The organism is uncultured Salinibacterium sp. (assembly GCF_963974405.1).
Lineage (GTDB): Bacteria > Actinomycetota > Actinomycetes > Actinomycetales > Microbacteriaceae > Rhodoglobus.
In genome coordinates, this window is the sequence record NZ_CAXBBH010000001.1 from 1,650,635 (window position 1) to 1,667,594 (window position 16,960).

A 16,960-nucleotide genomic window follows, 5' to 3' on the forward strand; every position below is an offset into this window, starting at 1 on the left:
CTCTTTGAAATGGGGCGGTGCACTTCGGTGCACCGCCCTTTTTGCCGTTACATGCCCCAACAGGCCCGCGAACGATTCGCATTACTCGGTTCGATCGTCAGAGGCACCTGAGACAATGAAGCCATGGGTAAGCAAGACGGTCGCACGCGACATGTGACCGAGCCAGGCGTGGATGACCGCAGCGCAACGATTCTCCACGTGGATATGGACGCGTTCTTCGCCTCGGTCGAACTTCTCGATCATCCAGAACTTGTCGGCAAACCAGTCATCGTCGGACACAATTCGGTTCGCTCAGTCGTCACCGCGGCCACGTATGAAGCACGCAAATTTGGGGTCAACTCGGCCATGCCGATGGCCCTCGCGTTGCGTCGCTGCCCTCACGCTGTCGTCTTAGAACCTCACTTCGAGCGGTACCAGCACTTTTCCTCAGTGGTCTTTGATATCTGCGACCAACTTACGCCCAAGGTCGAACGGCTCGGCATCGATGAGGCTTTTCTGGATGTCACTGGCGCGCGCACGATTTACGGTTCGCCCATGCAGGTTGCGGCGCTCCTGCGCGAGCGCGTGTTTGAAGAAACCGGATTGATTTGCTCCGTGGGAGCAGCAGCCTCAAAGTACGTTGCCAAGGTCGCCTCCGGACTCTCAAAGCCAGATGGGCTCCTTGTAATTCCTGCCGAGAAGACAGTTGAATTCTTGCATCCGCTCCCCATCTCGGCGCTGTGGGGAGTCGGAGCCAAGACGGCTGAGGCGTTGCAGCAGCGCGGATTCACCACGATCGCGCACGTTGCCCACGCCGATCGAGACACGCTCACACGTGCGGTGGGGGAGGCCGGGGCCGTAAAGCTGCACAACCTCGCGTGGGGCAATGATCCGCGACCCGTCGTCGAACGAGCGGCAGAGAAGAGCGTCGGCCATGAAACGACATTCGAATACAACGTGCTTGATTCCAACGAGATTCGCAGAGAGCTCTTGCGCCTCTCCGGTAAAGTCGCGGCTCGCCTCAGGGCAGGCGGTGTCGAAGCGCGCACCGTAGTCCTCAAACTTCGTTTTGAAGACTTCAGCACGATCACCCGCTCGCGAAAGCTTTCTGATCCCACAGATCTCGGTCGCACACTCTACGAAACCGTGCGAGACATCTATGCTGATTTTGCTCGCGAAGGGCGCCCGGTTCGTCTCGTGGGAGTTCGCGGTGAGCAACTTGTCGAGCCTGGGGGAGGTCAGTTGAGCCTGTGGGACACGACCGACGGCTGGCGCGATGCCGAAGAGGCCATGGAGGCAGCATCCGCTCGGTTCGGCACTGGCGCCATCGGCCCCGCCCGTTTGCTCGGCACGCAACGCCTAGAGCGGCCGCGACTCGGGCAACGAGACTAATTCTCCTCTCCACTCCACTCGTTCTTTCTCAGTCGGGTCATCGAAATACGGCCAGCACGAACCTGGTTGTCAGCAGCGAACGGTAAAGTCTTATCAAGTGAGCACTCCATTGCCTGGCCCCACCGTGGGCACCTTCGCGGCGGAACACCTCTCACCGTCGTACCCAGAACGCGCTGCCCGTGGTACTGCCTCAAAATTACGGGCTTGGCAGGCAGAGGCCCTTGATCTCTACTTCGAAAAAGAACCTCGCGACTTCCTCGCCGCCGCGACGCCGGGCGCTGGAAAAACCACGTTCGCCCTTCGTCTCGCTGTTGAACTTATCGCCCGACGCGAAATAGACCGTGTCACCGTGGTTGCACCGACCGATCACCTCAAACGCCAGTGGGCGGATGCCGCCAACCGAGTAGGGCTTCGACTCAACCCCTCGTTCTCCAACGGTGACGCGTGGGGAGGTCGCCGCTTTCACGGGGTTGCTGTTACCTACGCTCAAGTCGCGATGAAGGCGTCTCTTCACCAAGAGATCACCGATTCCTCACGCACCCTCGTCATTCTCGATGAGGTTCACCACGGTGGAGATGCCCTCAGCTGGGGTGACGCAATCCACACCGCTTTCGGTCGTGCGACTCGCAGGCTTTCCCTCACTGGAACACCGTTCCGCAGCGATACAGCGCCCATCCCCTTCGTGACTTACGCGCCCAACCATGAGGGCATCCGCACGTCTGTTACTGACTACAGCTACGGTTACGGTCGTGCACTCGAAGACGGCGTTGTTCGCCCCGTTATTTTTATGGCGTACGCCGGCAAGATGCGTTGGCGAACACGCATGGGTGACGAAATGGAAGCCCGCCTTGGCGAAGGCGACACGAAAGATGTGACTGCTCAGGCCTGGCGCACCGCTCTCGACCCGAAGGGCGAATGGATGCCCGCGGTGCTGCGCGCCGCCGATCGCCGTCTCAGCGAAGTGCGGCACTCAGTTCCGGATGCCGGAGGACTTGTCATTGCGACAGACCAACTCGCAGCACGCGCTTACGCCAAGCTGATCAAGGACATCACGGGGGAGTCCGCGACAATCGTTCTCTCCGATGAGAAGGAGTCATCGTCCCGCATCGAGTCTTTCGCTGAGAGCGATAGTCGGTGGATGGTCGCTGTCCGCATGGTGTCAGAGGGTGTCGACGTTCCCCGCCTCGCTGTTGGCGTATACGCGACCTCGGCTTCCACCCCGTTGTATTTTGCACAGGCAGTTGGCCGTTTTGTGCGTACGCGTCGTCGCGGAGAGACAGCGTCGATTTTCTTGCCCAGTGTTCCGAATCTTATGAATTTGGCAGGCAAGCTCGAGAAGGAACGTGATCACGCTCTCGATCGCAAAGAGACGGGCGACGAACTACTCGATGACAACCTGCTCGATGCCGAGAATCGCGAAGAGAAAACAAGCGATGAGCTTGCCGACGAGTTTACGTGGGAAGCACTCGAATCTGACGCGAACTTTGACCGGGTGCTCTTTGACGGTGCAGAGTTTGGTTTTGCGGCCGAACCTGGCAGTGATGAAGAGCTCGATTTCATTGGTCTTCCGGGAATCCTCGAACCTGAGCAAGTGCGTGAGTTGCTAATGCAACGCCAGAAACGTCAGTCGAAACGTGCCGAGAGCCGCCCGAAAGCGGAACAGCCGGCTCCGCTGTATCGAACGCTTAAAGAGCAGCGAACGCTACTGAACAACCTCGTGGGCCGTAGAGCGAAGCTTTCCAACGAACCGCACGGATTGATCCACGCCGAGCTCCGACGCGTCTGTGGCGGTCCTGCGGTCGCTCAGGCCACCGTAACGCAGTTGCAGACGCGCATCGATTACCTCCGCAAGGGCTTCCACTCATAAAGCACGGCGAGAGTCTGCCCGCGAGAAACCGGGGCATTGGTAAGAGCGCAAATGGTGAGAAGTGCCGACGATGATAAGAGCTCTTAACAAGAAAACGCCCCCGGTATAGGACCGGGGGCGTTCTCATTACTGAACTATCAAGATCAGAGGGGGCGGATGTTCTCCGCCTGGGGACCCTTGGGTCCCTGTGTGATGTCAAACTCAACCTTTTGGTTCTCGTCGAGCGACTTGTAGCCATTTGTTGCGATGGCCGAATAGTGGGCGAACACGTCAGGACTTCCATCCTCGGGGGCGATGAATCCAAAGCCCTTCTCTGCGTTGAACCACTTGACGGTACCTAGTGCCATTTAAAACTCCTCCAGGAGCGTTCTTCAGGCCCCGACAGTCGAGGCCGCATTCATGCCTTGTCTAGAACATGAACGATGGCCTAAGGCTATATCAGTAAAGGGCTGCATGTGTCATGTATTTCGAAAAAGTCACATAACGGTAATGAAATGGTCACTAATGAAAGTCGCGAGACTGAGTGCGGGGCAGCCCCGAAAGTGGCTCGAAGAGATCTGCGACCACATTAATGACACCCTCGTCAGACCTTTCTAAGACGCCCCGAACGATGAGAGCTGCGCTGTCGCGAGCGACTCGACGATAGCGCCCCCAGACCCCGACACTGCAAATAACATTGATCAGCCCTGTCTCATCCTCGATGTTCATAAAAGTGATCCCGCTTGCGGTCGCCGGACGTTGGCGGTGTGTCACAACGCCTGCGATAGTGATGCGACGCCCCGATTCTGCAGCCATCAGGTCCTGAGCGCTCAGTATTCCGTTCCGGGCAAGCGCCGGCCGCAAGTGTGCAACCGGGTGGCTCGTGGGCGAAATTCCTGTCGACCAAAGGTCGGCCATGAGGTCATCGACCGGAGAAGCTAATGAAAAGAGCGGAGGCTGAACGGCAATCACGCTGTTCGGGAGAAACTCTTCACGGTCCTGGGCTGCTGAGCCCGCATTCCACATTGCCTCGCGTCTAGTCAGCTCGAGACTTTCAAAAGCTCCTGCCGCCGCCAAAGCTTCCAACTGTTTCGTTGTGAGCCCAACGCGGCGCACTACATCGTTCATCGACGTGAACTCGCCTGCTTCGCGGGCGGCGACAATTTTCTCCGCCACCGGCGTGCCGATGCCCTTCACTTCGTCAAAACCAAGCCGCACCGCAAAAGAACCGTCACGGCGGTGTTCATCAGTATCAAAGTGAGCCGAACGGTCAAATGGCCCTATCGGAGGTTGCTCGGATGAGAGACAGCGATCGCTGCCCGTCGCCTTCACCTGATCGGTCTGCGGTTCGAGTACTGCAAAAACCCCAGAGCGCTGGATGTCAGGGCCGTGCACGACCACACCGTGACGTCGCGCATCCGCCACTAACGACTGCGGGGAATAAAAGCCCATAGGTTGAGCCCGCAGCAATGCTGCCAAGAACGCCGCTGGATAGTGCAGTCGCACCCAGGCGCTGGAATACACAAGCAAACCGAAGCTCAGAGCATGGCTCTCTGCAAAACCGAACCCGGCGAACGCTTGAATGCTCTCGTAGATGCGGTCGGCATCCGCCCCCTCAATACCGTTGCTCGCCATTCCGGCATAAAGCTTGGTACGCAACTTGTCGATACGCTCGATGCCACGTTTGGAACCCATTGCGCGACGCAGCAAGTCGGCATCATCGGCCGAGCAGCCGCCAACCGCCACCGCAATTTGCATCAGTTGCTCTTGAAATATCGGAACGCCGAGCGTTCGTTCGAGAGGCTCGACAAGATTGGGGTGCAAATAGGTGATCGGCTCAGCGCCCATCTTGCGACGAACATAAGGATGCACGGCACCACCTTGAATGGGGCCGGGGCGCACGAGCGCGATTTCGACGACGAGATGATAAAACTCACGCGGCTGAAGGCGCGGTAAAAGTCCCATCTGAGCACGGCTTTCGACCTGAAAGACCCCGATGGCATCCGCGCGACAAAGTTGGTCGTAAACCCCCTGCTCTTCTGCCGGAATCGTGGCGAGGTCCCAGCGCTCTCCGAGTGCGTCATCAACAAGGTCGAAGCTGTATTGCATCGCGGAGAGGATGCCGAGCCCCAGAAGGTCGAACTTGACGAGTCCCATCCACGCGCAGTCATCTTTATCCCACTGAACCACCGTGCGTTTCTCTTTACGCGCGTGCTCAATTGGGACCACTTCGCCGACAGGGCGTTGTGTCAACACCATGCCTCCCGAATGGATTCCGAGATGCCGGGGAAACTTCATGACCTGCTGCGCAAGGTCTAACACCGAATCGGGAATGTCGTGATCGATCCCCGACACGTCGGATCCCCAGCGTTCCATCTGCTTCGACCATGCATCCTGCTGGCCTGGACTATGACCGAGCGCTTTTGCCATATCGCGCACGGCAAAGCGAGGACGATACTGAATAACGTTGGCAACTTGAGCCGCATTTTCGCGACCATAGCGTTCGAAGACGTACTGGATGACCTCTTCGCGACGTTCGGAGTCGAAGTCGACATCGATGTCTGGTTCTTCTTCTCGCATCGCGGAAATAAAGCGCTCGAAAGGAAGCTTGTAGCGGATGGGGTCGACCGCGGTGATTTTGAGGAGATAACAGACAACAGAACTTGCTGCGGAGCCACGACCTTGGCACAGAATTCCTTGCCCCCGAGCAAAAGCCACGATGTCATGAACGATCAGGAAATACCCTGCGAAACTCTTTTCTTCGATTACATCGAGTTCTCGTTGGATACGGGCACGGTTTTCTTCAGACAGATCAATAGAACGATCTTTAACACCCGCCCACGTCAACTCGCGCAGCCAGCTTGCCGGAGTGTGCCCCTCGGGAACATCTTGATCGGGTAGCGCTGGTTTGGCTTGCCTCAACTCGAAAGCAGCGTCCTCTGCGATCTGCACAGTTGTCTCGACGGCTCCCGGATAGTGCGCGAAACGTGCCGTCATTTCCGCCCCCGATCTCAAATGGGCGGTACCGGCGGCGGGAAGCCAGCCATCCATTTCGTCGAGACTGCGTCGCGCTCGCACCGCCGAGATCGCGGAATGCAAGTGATGCTGGCGAGGAGTGGCATAGTGCGCATTCGACGTAGCAACAACTCGCAAGCCACGCTCAACGGCAAGACCATACAGAGCGTCGTTGTAGGCAGAGTCAAGGGGATACCCATGGTCAAAGAGCTCAACCACGACCGAATCACGCCCAAAAAGCGTGCAGAGGCTATCGAGCTCTCTTCCTGCCGCCAGCATCGAGTCCGCGGTGGGAGCGCTCGTTCCTTGCGCACCGCTCAGGGCTCGACGCACGCCACCCTTGCGACATCCGGTAAGAATGAACCAGTGGCCAGACGCCAGCTCAGCCAGTTCGTCGAGGTCGTAACGTGGCCGGCCTTTCTCTCCGCCGGCGAGCTGGGCTCGAGTGATGGCCAAAGCAAGCCGGTGATACCCCTCTTCTTTGCGCGCCAGAACAAGCAGATGATCGCCTTCAGGGTCTGCGATGCCGTTTTGCGGGCCACGGAGACCTAAAGAAAGTTCAGCCCCGAATAGGGTGCGGAGCCCCAATTCGGATGCTGCCTCTGCCATGCGGACAATTCCGTACAGCCCATCGTGGTCAGTGAGAGCTAGTGCACTGAGCCCCAACCGAGATGCTTCTTCTGCGAGTTTCTCGGGCATGCTGGCGCCGTTGAGAAAGCTGAAACTCGAATGTGCATGCAGCTCTGCATAGGGCACGGTGTCAACGGCGGAGTCGAACGCGGCATCCGCACGATCAGGAGGGCTTGCGGGCGCAATGTACGGGGCCCGTTTGCTCGACACGAGCGACATTGCACGACCATCGCTAGCTTCACCGATCGGAGTGACCGTGCCGAAGCCGGAAAGCGTGCGCTCTAGCTGTTTCCAGGGAATCGGGGGGTTGCTCCACGCCATTAGTCGTACCTCGCTTCAGCCCACCAACCACCGTCATCAAGTACGAGAAGCCACGCACACCCGGTGTCATCAACAGCTTGAAACCGCCATGAACGACCGGGGGACTCAGGTTCCCACCACCGTTCTGCCAACGGCCACGGGCCTGCCCAGGCCGTGAGACTGCGGGAGCGGGAATCGCTCGTCGACAATCGGGTGGGTGGCGCGAGAAGCAGACCGCGCTCATCCACCGACACCGCAGTGCCATCGGCGGCAAAAACGTGCACGGGGTGACGGTGTGAGAATACTGTTCCCGGTAAAGGGTCGGGAAGCGCGCCCGGCCAAGGTCGCTGTGCCGAACGCACGGCGACACTGCGATCGCCCCATGCCGTGAGACGTTGTCGCGACTGCAAAGTGCGCCCACCCTCAATCGTGGGCACGAGAACCCCACCGTGACCGAGCATGCTCTGCACTCGAGAGAGACCGTGATGGATGCGGGGCTCCAGCCCTGAACCCCACAGTCCTGTCTCGTGGTGACCAATTTGATCCACCGTTTCGGGCGCAATGCGTACTCTGCTAATGCCCGCGCTCAACCCAGCCGCGATCACGTTAGAGCCTTGAATTTGCCACCGCACACGGTCAACAACATCGCTGGCACTGAATGACCGAGGATGTAACCACACCCGTTCAGCAACCTCACCCGATTCGGAATCCAGCTCGACCCGAATTGCTGTTGCAACCAAGTGTGCTCTCACCAAAGCATCCACAAAGTCGCCAGCTCGGCTGCGAACCGCAAAAGCAACTTGATCAACACGGTCGAGTGCTGGCTCGAAATCGACCACAACATCAAGGTCGATCGGGGGAGTGCGGGCAATAAACGCTTGTGGATCACGACCGCTAGCGAGAGCGTGCAAACGCGCCCCGACCTCGCCAAAACGAATACGGACATCGGTGCTATCGAGTTGAGCAAACTCACCGAGCGTTGAAACGCCGAGCTTGAGCAGCAGCGTGACGATCTGAGGCTCTTCGAGTGCCGCCAGCGGGAGCGGTGCCAAAAACGACGCAGAATCACCAGCAGGAACCACGCGCACGGAGGAGGGACGAGAACGCGAGGCTGTCGGAAGAGTGCTGCGAGCAGCATGAACAGCAGTGAAGAGAGCATCAGCAACTCCCGCTCGAGCGTCAGATGCTGCAATCTCATTCACTCGAGCAATCACCGTCAACGCAGCAGCCTTTTCTCCGCCGTAATACTGCGCAGCACCACGAACTTGCACAGCACACATACCAGGGCGCAATGCTTGAACCCCAGGGATGAGTTGTTCTACCGCAGTCAAGACTGGCTCAAACGCTCGACTATCGAGAGCAGGGTCGTAAGGTCGATCAATGATGCCCGGAAAGCGAGATTGGGCCTCTCTCAACCGGAGCCCCCTCGTCACGCCTTCGGCGCGGGCTGATGCCGCTGCAGCAAAGACGAGACCCTTCTCTACGAGAACGAGCGGCGCATCCGCCGGCAGTTTTTCGTGCTGCCGAGCAGCAACGATGGGCCAGTCAGGAGCCCACAGCACGAGGACTCGCGGTATGAAATCTTTGCGTGACGAGACCGCGCTCACGTTGATGCCGCCCTCACGCCGACACCTGCTGGGGAACAGCCCGCAGCTGCGGGGGATCTGATTCAACTGCACTGTATGCACGAACTGCTTGCGAAGCATCCGGCAGCCACAGTCGAGCGCTGCGGGGACGACCAGTATTCTTGCTCGTTACCGTGATTGTGACTTCGCGTGCGGCCAAATGACCATGCCCGTCAGCGATACCGTGCCACTGACTCTTGCCCAGTGACATCATTGCTTCGCTCTGCGGCCACGAGCCAACCATGAGCAGAGTCGACTTGCGTTGTCGGAGTCGCGAAGCGAGTCTGGCGACCGCAGAATCGGATGCACGTGTAGGAGGCCTCGCCACCACAACATCGACCACATCAGCTATGGCTGCGGTGACCGCCAGCCACTGTTCCCCTGGATGCGGCACCAGTATAAGTCGTTCAAGATCGACTCCAAAGCGCTCGGCCGCTTCGATGCCGAATTCGGGCACTCCCACAACAGCGCACCATGATCCGGCGGCAGAGGGAGCCGCTAAGAGAGTCATAAGAAGCATCGCTGAACTGTCCACCGAATAAACGCTGCCCTGTTGCAAGCCACCGCCAGGCAGCAGAGAGGCAATAGCCGGATGAGTAGGAATGAGCCGTGAACTCAGCGTGCGGGACTGCATCGTGCTGATGCGTGCCTGTAATTCAGCAACGCGTTCGGCCGCTGTCACAACACTGCCTGATGCGCTGTCGCGCTCAGCCGAAAGATCTTCAGCGGTTGCTGAAGCGGCAGAAACGGATACAGGGGACACCTGTTCATATTCGAACATATGTTCGAGTCTGTCAATTGCGTACGACATCGACCGGCGTGTCTTTCAGATGTCGGCCGTATCGCCTAGTTTTAGCTCGTGAGTTGTATCGAAGCAGTAGACCTCAAGAAGACATACACGCCCAAAGGGACTGCCCCGGTACACGCCCTTGATGGGCTCAATTTAGAGGTTCCCCAAGGCACAGTGACGGCGCTTCTTGGCCCGAACGGTGCAGGCAAGACCACCACCGTCAAGGTGCTCACGACGCTCATCAGCCCCGATTCGGGCACGGCAACGGTTAACGGCGTCGATGTCATCGCATCACCCGAACGTATTCGCCCCATGATCGGCGTCTCAGGGCAGTATGCGGCCGTCGATGAAAACCTCACAGGTTTCGAGAATCTCGACATGGTCGGACGCCTTTACCATCTCGGCGCCAAGCAATCTCGCGAGCGAGCGCGTGAACTCATCACCCTTTTCGACCTCACCGAAGCCCAAAACCGGCCCGTCAAAGGATTCTCTGGCGGCATGCGCCGACGCATCGACCTCGCCGGCGCTCTAGTGATGCGCCCACCGGTGCTCTTTCTCGATGAACCAACCACAGGGCTTGACCCGCGCAGCCGCATCGGCATGTGGGATGTCATCACAACACTCGTGGGGGAGGGTACAACAGTGCTCTTGACTACCCAGTACCTTGAAGAGGCCGACCAACTCGCCGACAGCATCTCGGTGATTGACGATGGAAAAGTTATCGCCCAAGGCACCTCAGACGAGCTGAAAGCCTCCATAGGGGGACAACGCGTCGAGCTCAGCTTGGTGTCGCAGGAGGATTCCCCCGCCGCCCGTGAGATCCTCACCCGTTTCGGCAGCACGGAACCGGTCGAGAGCCTCGACGGTCGCGGCTACACCGTCAACGCGGAAGATGCCCCCGCTGCACTGCAGCTCATTCTCACCGAGTTCGCCAGCCGCGGCATCCAGCTCTACGACGCAGGAATGCGTCGCCCCACCCTCGACGATGTGTTCTTGACGCTCACCGGCCACACGGCAAGCACCGACGATTCCGAGACTGACACGACTGATACAGCACCAGCACAGAAGGCACAAAAATGACCGCCAGCACCCCTACGAAGACACCTCGTGCCGCTGCACCTTCGCCAGTAACGAACTGGCTCAACGACGGTTGGATCACGACCCGCCGCAACCTCATCAAGATCAAACGTGTACCTGACATCTTGGTCTTCACAACGCTGCAGCCCATCATGTTTGTGCTGCTCTTTACCTACGTGTACGCCGGCGTCATCGACATCCCCGGTAGCACCTACACCGAATTCATCATGGCTGGCATTTTTGCCCAGACTGTTGTTTTTGGCTCCACTTATTCAGGTTCGGCAATGGCTCAAGACCTCAAAGACGGCATTATCGATCGCTTCCGCACCCTGCCCATGAGTCCCTCCGCGGTTCTCGTTGGCCGCACGAACGGTGACCTTCTCATCAACTCGATTTCGATGATCGTGATGATGGCAACGGGCCTGATAGTAGGGTGGCGCATCAACTCAAGCCCGCTAGAGGCGCTTGCCGCGATCGCCCTTCTCCTTTTCTTTGCCTACGCCCTCTCGTGGGTAATGGCGTTCATTGGCATGAGTGTCCGCAGCCCTGAAGTCATCAACAATGTTTCATTCCTTGTTCTCTTCCCTCTGACTTTCATCTCGAACGCTTTCGTTCCTGCAGAGACACTTCCCACACCGCTTCGAGTTTTCGCCGAATTGAACCCGGTATCTGCTCTTGTGCAGGCTGCTCGAGAACTCTTTGGAAATACGCCGGTGGGGTCAGCCCAGTCAGACGTCTGGTCTCAGCAGCACCCAGTTCTCACGGTACTCATTGGCATCGTCGTCATGCTGGCGATTTTCGTTCCGCTTTCAGTGCGTAAATTCGCCAGCATCAGCACTCGCTAGCACAACGATGGAAGGCAATTGAGGCGCATCCGAAAAGTGATGGTTTCAGTTCTCGCTATAGGAAGCCCGCTTTTTCGGTGCTAGTCTTCGCGTAATTGCAGCTACCGGTAGCGCCCGACGAAATATGTTGAGGCCCACCCTTCTCAACATGCGCCGCAGCCACCCGAAACGGAGTTCGCGAAATGTTGGCCACCCTAGAGCACGTCGTGATGAAGATCTTTATGTTCACGTGGGTACGCACATCGTCCAATTCCTGGCGCGGCTACCCCCACCCCAAGGGTGATGCTGTCGTGCGCTCGGAGGGGCCCAACCCCTGCAAAGTCGTTCTCTGCGGATCAGGAATCGTGATTGGCTACGGCGTCACCTCGCACGAGCTTGCACTGGGAGGCTCACTCGCTCACTCGCTCACGGCATTAACTCAGCGAGGAACTGACGTCACTGTTGTCACCGCCCCGGGCCTCACAGCTCGAAATGCACAATCCCGACTGACGACGCAGCTACTGAGCGACACCGACATTGTTATCCTCTCATTCGGCACTTTCGAGATACTTACACTGATGCCTTCGCGGTCGTGGGGAGCACAGCTTGACGCTCTCGTGACAGGCATAATCGCGCGGTCTTCCCCTCACACTCAAATATTCTTGGTCGACTGCAACACCCCCAAAATGTCGACTTTCGTCGCCGCTTACAAACAACGAATTGCTCAAGTAGCCGCTGATTTCAACAACCAAATACGGTCGATCGCACACGCGAAGGAGAGAGTACATCGCGTTGAATTTCGGCCCGCTGCTGAAGATGCAGAAAACATCGAGGGGCGGTCACGCTATCAGGAGTGGGCTGCCAGTCTGGTCCCTGAGATTGTTGCTCAGCTACCACGCGACTAAACCCGGGTAGTAATAGCGATTTCAGCCCTTACGGCGCTTGTTGCGGCTGCGCTGAGGCTTAGCCGTGTGTCGCGGAGCAACCTTTGCGCCCGACGCCCGCGCGCCCGCACCGCGATTCGCCGTCTTTTTTGCGCCGGATGCGCCCGCTGAGCGTTTCGATGTGTCAGTTCCTTCGGCTTCGACAGCCCCAGCGGTGCCTCGAGAACTTCTCGCGGTACGCCCGCGCACGATTCCGATGAACTCTTCAACGAGCGGATCAATAGATCCGTCGCGCCACGCCACCGCGACTTGCCATTCGGGGCCTTCAATAATCAGTCGCGGCACCACGTCTTTTCGCATGAGAGCGCGTGCGACCGCTTGAGGCATCACGGCGATACCGATATTTGCGGCCACTGATTCGACCGCTGCACGCCATTCCTCATCGACCAGCAGCCCGGAGCGCACCTCAGCAATGCTGAGTTCGTCGCGCTCAGCCAGAGGATGCTCTTTGGGGATGACGGCAACGGCTCGCTCGGTATAGAGAGGTATTGCGGCGAGCGGACGATCGCTTTCCAACGCCCGGTCGATGGGCAGTCGAACAAGTGCCACATCGGCGGTGCCTGCCGCGAGCATTGCCAGCGCTTCATCTTGCTCGCTCGGTACGAGTTCAAGGGGAGTCTCGGGAAGCCGCTCTCGCCAGACGCGCGACCACTTGCCGGGCGTCGCCCCCAGGACAAAAGCGACGGTGAATGATGATGGCATGTGTTCAGGTTAGTCTTGGGGTGTGCCAGTCCAGACCATGAAACCCGCAACAGTCGCCAAGAAGCTCGGGATTTATCTCCCTTCAGCTCCGGAAGAGTTCCGTGATTCAGAAATCAGCCGCCAAGAATTTGCCGAACTTCTTGCGTCACCTCCCGAGTGGCTCACGAAGTTGCGCGCTGAAGGACCGCATCCCCGGCTTGTCGTTGCTCAGAAGCTCGGCATTTCAGCATCGGGCCTAGCGCGCGCGGGGGCCCCCGACGTTATGACAACGGCGGAGATCAAAGCGCTTCTCGTGGAGATGCCAGAATGGCTAGTAGTGGAGCGCTCCGTTCACGCGGCAGTGAACGAGGAGAACGCACGCATCAAGACAGAGCGTGCTGCGAAAGCCGCGCGCAAATAATTTTAGCTTTCCTCATGCTCTCTAGTATTGAAAAGTATTCAGCTCTATACTAAGCAGCTTAGAGCGACCGTGTCTGGCCACTCGGGCAGGAACACTATTGTTTCGCAGCTTCGCCACGCTATAAGTGTGGCCAATAGTCACACTCTGGCTTGCGCTGTATCCCCAACGGTGGCGCCATGTCGTCGTGCCCAGTGATGATGCTCGCGCAGAAGCCATCGGACCAGATCCGGACAGAGTCCTGCTAATTGGGCCAGGGAAGTCGTCTGGTTTCGGGGTTCACACGCACGAGCTCGGTCTCGGCGGTCACCTCGCGCGCGAATTATCTGCGCTGACCGGACGCGGGTGCAGCGTCGACATCGTTTCTGAACCCACAATGTCTACGATCGACATCGGTGCGGTGATCGAATGGGCGAGTTTGGATCGCTTCGATGCGCTCGTGCTTACCATGGGTGGGGGAGACGTTCTCCGATTCCGTTCACTTTTCAGCTGGCGGCGCGATGTAACTGCCGTGCTCGACAGCATCGCGGCGCATGGATGCGGTGCTCTCCACCCCTTCATCCTGGGCATCGCCCCCGTGGGAGATGTGGTCTCCTTGCCCGCTCCATTGTTGGTGATAGTCAACCGCAATATCGAGCACCTCAACGCCATCAGTGCGCAGTTGTGTTCTGCGCGCGGAAATGCGACTTTTGTACCGGCAACAACCCATGATGGCAGAGCTAGCGTTCGGTTGGAGAGTTCCACCTATGCGCACTGGGCGCACGAACTCGCACCGTTGATCGCGGAGCAGCTCTCCAGCGTCGCACTTGGTTCGCCCCCTCACAGACCCGTCCTGCTTGACTCCAGAGCTTTCGAAAACGCGATTCTGACGATACCCGCAGTGTCGGAATCGTTGACCTCAATTGTCGACTCTGCGAGGGCTCTGTTTGATACTGCTGGAGCCGCTGTCACTTTTCACGACGAGCAAACGCACTGGTTCGCGTCAACATCCCGTTTGGGAGAGATGAGGCGAGAGGACGCCGGCGCCTTCTGCAACAGGGCGTTCACGGCTCCCGGTCTCGTCGTGCTCGAAGATCTCGTGAAGGATGAGCGCTTTGCGGACCATCCGTGGGTGGTTAGCGGACCGCGCATCAGGTTTTATGCGGGGTACTCAATCGCGGCACCCAACGGAGACACTGTGGGCGCGGTCTGCGTGTTCGATACAGCACCGCGACGGTTCGATTTAAGTCACGAAACCCTGCTTCGAGAACTCGCTCGGCGTGCAGAGACGGCGATACACCATCAATAATTGCCGTACCTTGGATACGGAGGTCATTTCTGAACTCCGAGAAAGGACCCCATGTCTGGCACCGAATGCATCCACGGCTTTGAAAACAATCTGTGCGATTCTTGCTTTCCTAAAGCGACCCCCGTCAAGCCTCTAACGCGTGCCAGCGGCCCTTCTCGCGCAAAGCGAGTTCCAGGAACTCCACGCGCGTCCAGCGCCAAAGTTCCGTCGCTCTCTGACCAACGTGTTTATCACTTTACACACATCAGCAATCTGGAGAGCATCCTTCGCGAAGGGCAGCTCGTGGCGGCCGCTTCAATCGAGGACGCGATTTTAGATATCAGTTCACCCCTCACCCGTGAGCTCCGCGCGGCTGCTTCGCTCAGCACTGGAGAGCCCGTCGATCGCTACGTTCCGTTTAGTCTCGTTCCGGAATCCGCGTCGTGGCGCGAGCTACGCGCAGGAGCAACCGAGCCTCGCTGGTCCGATGCAGCTCGCACTGCGACTCCAACGGATTTCGTGTTTCTCGTCAGCACTGTTCGCGCCCTTGGCGAAGACGCGGTGCTTGCCGATGGCGATGCCGCAGCGGCCTTAACTCGGTTTGCTACTGACGAAACCGCAATCACACGCATGCTGGGCAATCTGCGTGCCGATGAACTCACGGACGATGCTGAAGTTCTCATTCACGGTTCGTTTGCGTTTGACGATGTACAACTTGTGGGAGTCGCAAGCGACAAGGCCCGCGAGCGAGTAAAAGCGCTGCTCGATGCTGCTTCGTTCAAGACCAAGGTGGCGGTCTATCCGCCATGGTTCATTCAGTGACGTTCGCGATACCGTTGGTGCATGACCAACGATTTTGCTCACCACCCCGTTGACCCTGAGTCGGCAGCCGCTCTCGCCGCGACTGGGCTGCGGTACGACCTCGTAGATACGACCGATCGAGCCGCGTTTGAAGCCTGGTTTCAAGCTGATTCTCGGGGCTTTCATGGTTCGGCGCTGTCGAAAGACCAGGTCGATTCGGGCTTTGCTGGAATCACTTATCGTCGCACCGTGGGTGTCTGGGATAAGCGTTTGGCCGCACCTGAAGTTCCCATTGCCACGACGAGCTCGTGGACAGAACAGGTGACCGTTCCTGGCGGCAGGAGCATCGATGCATGGGCTATCAGCTCGGTGACAGTGTCGCCGACTCACCGCCGCCGCGGCATCGCTCGTGCGCTTCTGGAGGGAGAGCTCCGCGCTGCTGCCGACATGGGGCTACCCATGGCAACACTTACGGTTTCAGAGTCTACGATTTATGGCCGCTTTGGCTTCGGTCAAGCCGTTTTTGCAGCTGAACTTACGATCGATACAAGCCGGGCAACTCTCGCCACGCGGGAGCGTCGAGGCCTCTTGCAGCACGTCGATCCCTCAGCTTTCGTTGCTGAAGCCCCAGCGATTTTCGAGCGAGTTCGTCTGACGACTCCCGGTCAAATTAACGTCTGGCCGCTGCGTTGGGAACAGATCGCGGGAACAGCAGCTGGCGATGACGAATACACCAAAAACACACGCATCGTGCGCTTCGACGACGACGAGGGCGTTCCGCGCGGCTTTGTTGTCTACCGCGTCGCGGGTGGAGACCTCGATTTCACGAAGCACACGCTCACCGTTGACTACTTGCTCTCAGAGACCCCCGAAGCCTACGAGGCTCTGTGGCGCTACATTCTTGACGTTGACCTCGTTCGCGAGGTCAAGGCTGGACTCCGTTCCGTGGATGAACCATTGCAGTGGCTCTTGACCGATATGAGAGCCGCACAAGTGGCACCGATCGACCACTTGTGGCTGCGCATCTTGGACGTTTCCGCATCGTTAAACGCCCGCACCTATTCCAGTGCTACTCAGCTGGGTTTTGAGGTGAGCGACGACCTTGGATTCACTACGGGTCACTATGTGCTTGAGACTGATGAGGCAGGGACGCCGGATGCTCGTCGCGTAGAGAGCATCCCCGAAGGCACGCCGTCCGTTTCACTTTCGGTGAACGAACTCAGCTCCTTGTACCTCGGGGGAGTCACGGTATCGTCGTTGGTCTCGGCTGGACGGGTCGTGGAACTTACTGAAGGCGCTGCTGCCGTTGTTGAACGCGTGTTCCATTCTCCGACGACTCCGTGGTTGAGCGTGTGGTTTTAAATCAAAAGA

General features: G+C 58.4%; 14 protein-coding genes. 9 read left to right on the forward strand and 5 right to left on the reverse strand.

The window, feature by feature from the left end:
- Positions 1 to 123 precede the first annotated feature (123 nt).
- On the forward strand, positions 124 to 1,371 hold the full coding sequence (gene dinB, locus AACZ26_RS08110) for a DNA polymerase IV (RefSeq protein ID WP_339620539.1): 1,248 nt from the start codon (positions 124 to 126) through the stop codon (positions 1,369 to 1,371).
- A gap of 97 nt (positions 1,372 to 1,468) precedes the next feature.
- Positions 1,469 to 3,238: a DEAD/DEAH box helicase gene (locus AACZ26_RS08115; protein ID WP_339620540.1), complete on the forward strand. Its 1,770-nt coding sequence runs from the start codon at positions 1,469 to 1,471 to the stop codon at positions 3,236 to 3,238.
- Positions 3,239 to 3,381: 143 nt separating this feature from the next.
- Here AACZ26_RS08115 and AACZ26_RS08120 read toward each other — a convergent pair whose 3' ends face one another.
- The 4 genes from AACZ26_RS08120 to AACZ26_RS08135 form a co-directional block, all read right to left on the reverse strand.
- Positions 3,382 to 3,585, reverse strand: coding sequence for a cold-shock protein (locus AACZ26_RS08120; protein ID WP_100389010.1), 204 nt, complete (start codon positions 3,583 to 3,585; stop codon positions 3,382 to 3,384).
- A gap of 154 nt (positions 3,586 to 3,739) precedes the next feature.
- Positions 3,740 to 7,183, reverse strand: coding sequence for an error-prone DNA polymerase (locus tag AACZ26_RS08125; protein ID WP_339620541.1), 3,444 nt, complete (start codon positions 7,181 to 7,183; stop codon positions 3,740 to 3,742).
- Positions 7,183 to 8,769 carry a DNA polymerase Y family protein gene (locus tag AACZ26_RS08130; protein WP_339620542.1) on the reverse strand — a complete coding sequence of 529 codons (1,587 nt, stop codon included), beginning with the start codon at positions 8,767 to 8,769 and terminating at the stop codon, positions 7,183 to 7,185. Before AACZ26_RS08130 ends, AACZ26_RS08125 begins: the two co-directional genes overlap by 1 nt.
- Positions 8,770 to 8,782: 13 nt before the next feature.
- Positions 8,783 to 9,568, reverse strand: a complete 786-nt coding sequence (locus AACZ26_RS08135) for a hypothetical protein (protein ID WP_339620544.1) — start codon at positions 9,566 to 9,568, stop codon at positions 8,783 to 8,785.
- A 78-nt stretch (positions 9,569 to 9,646) separates the two neighbouring features.
- Between AACZ26_RS08135 and AACZ26_RS08140 the strand changes: the two genes are divergently transcribed.
- The 3 genes from AACZ26_RS08140 to AACZ26_RS08150 all read left to right on the forward strand — a co-directional run bounded on the left by AACZ26_RS08140 (position 9,647) and on the right by AACZ26_RS08150 (position 12,383).
- Positions 9,647 to 10,657 (forward strand): ATP-binding cassette domain-containing protein, encoded by a 1,011-nt coding sequence (locus AACZ26_RS08140; RefSeq protein WP_339620546.1) that lies wholly within the window; start codon positions 9,647 to 9,649, stop codon positions 10,655 to 10,657.
- Positions 10,654 to 11,499 carry an ABC transporter permease gene (locus tag AACZ26_RS08145; RefSeq protein ID WP_339620547.1) on the forward strand — a complete coding sequence of 282 codons (846 nt, stop codon included), beginning with the start codon at positions 10,654 to 10,656 and terminating at the stop codon, positions 11,497 to 11,499. The genes AACZ26_RS08140 and AACZ26_RS08145 overlap by 4 nt, the downstream gene beginning before the upstream one ends.
- Positions 11,500 to 11,681: 182 nt before the next feature.
- Positions 11,682 to 12,383: a GDSL-type esterase/lipase family protein gene (locus AACZ26_RS08150; protein ID WP_339620549.1), complete on the forward strand. Its 702-nt coding sequence runs from the start codon at positions 11,682 to 11,684 to the stop codon at positions 12,381 to 12,383.
- Positions 12,384 to 12,404: 21 nt separating this feature from the next.
- On the opposite strand, the gene AACZ26_RS08155 is transcribed toward AACZ26_RS08150, so the two are convergent.
- Entirely contained in the window at positions 12,405 to 13,124 is a 720-nt protein-coding gene (locus AACZ26_RS08155; RefSeq protein WP_339620550.1) for a LysR family transcriptional regulator substrate-binding protein, read from the reverse strand.
- Positions 13,125 to 13,161: 37 nt separating this feature from the next.
- On the opposite strand from AACZ26_RS08155, the gene AACZ26_RS08160 reads away from it, so the two are divergent.
- The 4 genes from AACZ26_RS08160 to AACZ26_RS08175 all read left to right on the forward strand — a co-directional run bounded on the left by AACZ26_RS08160 (position 13,162) and on the right by AACZ26_RS08175 (position 16,951).
- Positions 13,162 to 13,524: a DUF5997 family protein gene (locus tag AACZ26_RS08160; RefSeq protein ID WP_339620657.1), complete on the forward strand. Its 363-nt coding sequence runs from the start codon at positions 13,162 to 13,164 to the stop codon at positions 13,522 to 13,524.
- A gap of 373 nt (positions 13,525 to 13,897) precedes the next feature.
- The gene (locus tag AACZ26_RS08165) at positions 13,898 to 14,809 is read left to right on the forward strand and encodes a GAF domain-containing protein (RefSeq protein ID WP_339620552.1); all 912 of its coding nucleotides are present in this window, start codon (positions 13,898 to 13,900) and stop codon (positions 14,807 to 14,809) included.
- A gap of 51 nt (positions 14,810 to 14,860) precedes the next feature.
- Positions 14,861 to 15,610, forward strand: a complete 750-nt coding sequence (locus AACZ26_RS08170) for a DarT ssDNA thymidine ADP-ribosyltransferase family protein (protein ID WP_339620554.1) — start codon at positions 14,861 to 14,863, stop codon at positions 15,608 to 15,610.
- 21 nt (positions 15,611 to 15,631) lie between these two features.
- On the forward strand, positions 15,632 to 16,951 hold the full coding sequence (locus AACZ26_RS08175) for a GNAT family N-acetyltransferase (protein ID WP_339620555.1): 1,320 nt from the start codon (positions 15,632 to 15,634) through the stop codon (positions 16,949 to 16,951).
- Positions 16,952 to 16,960: the final 9 nt, after the last annotated feature.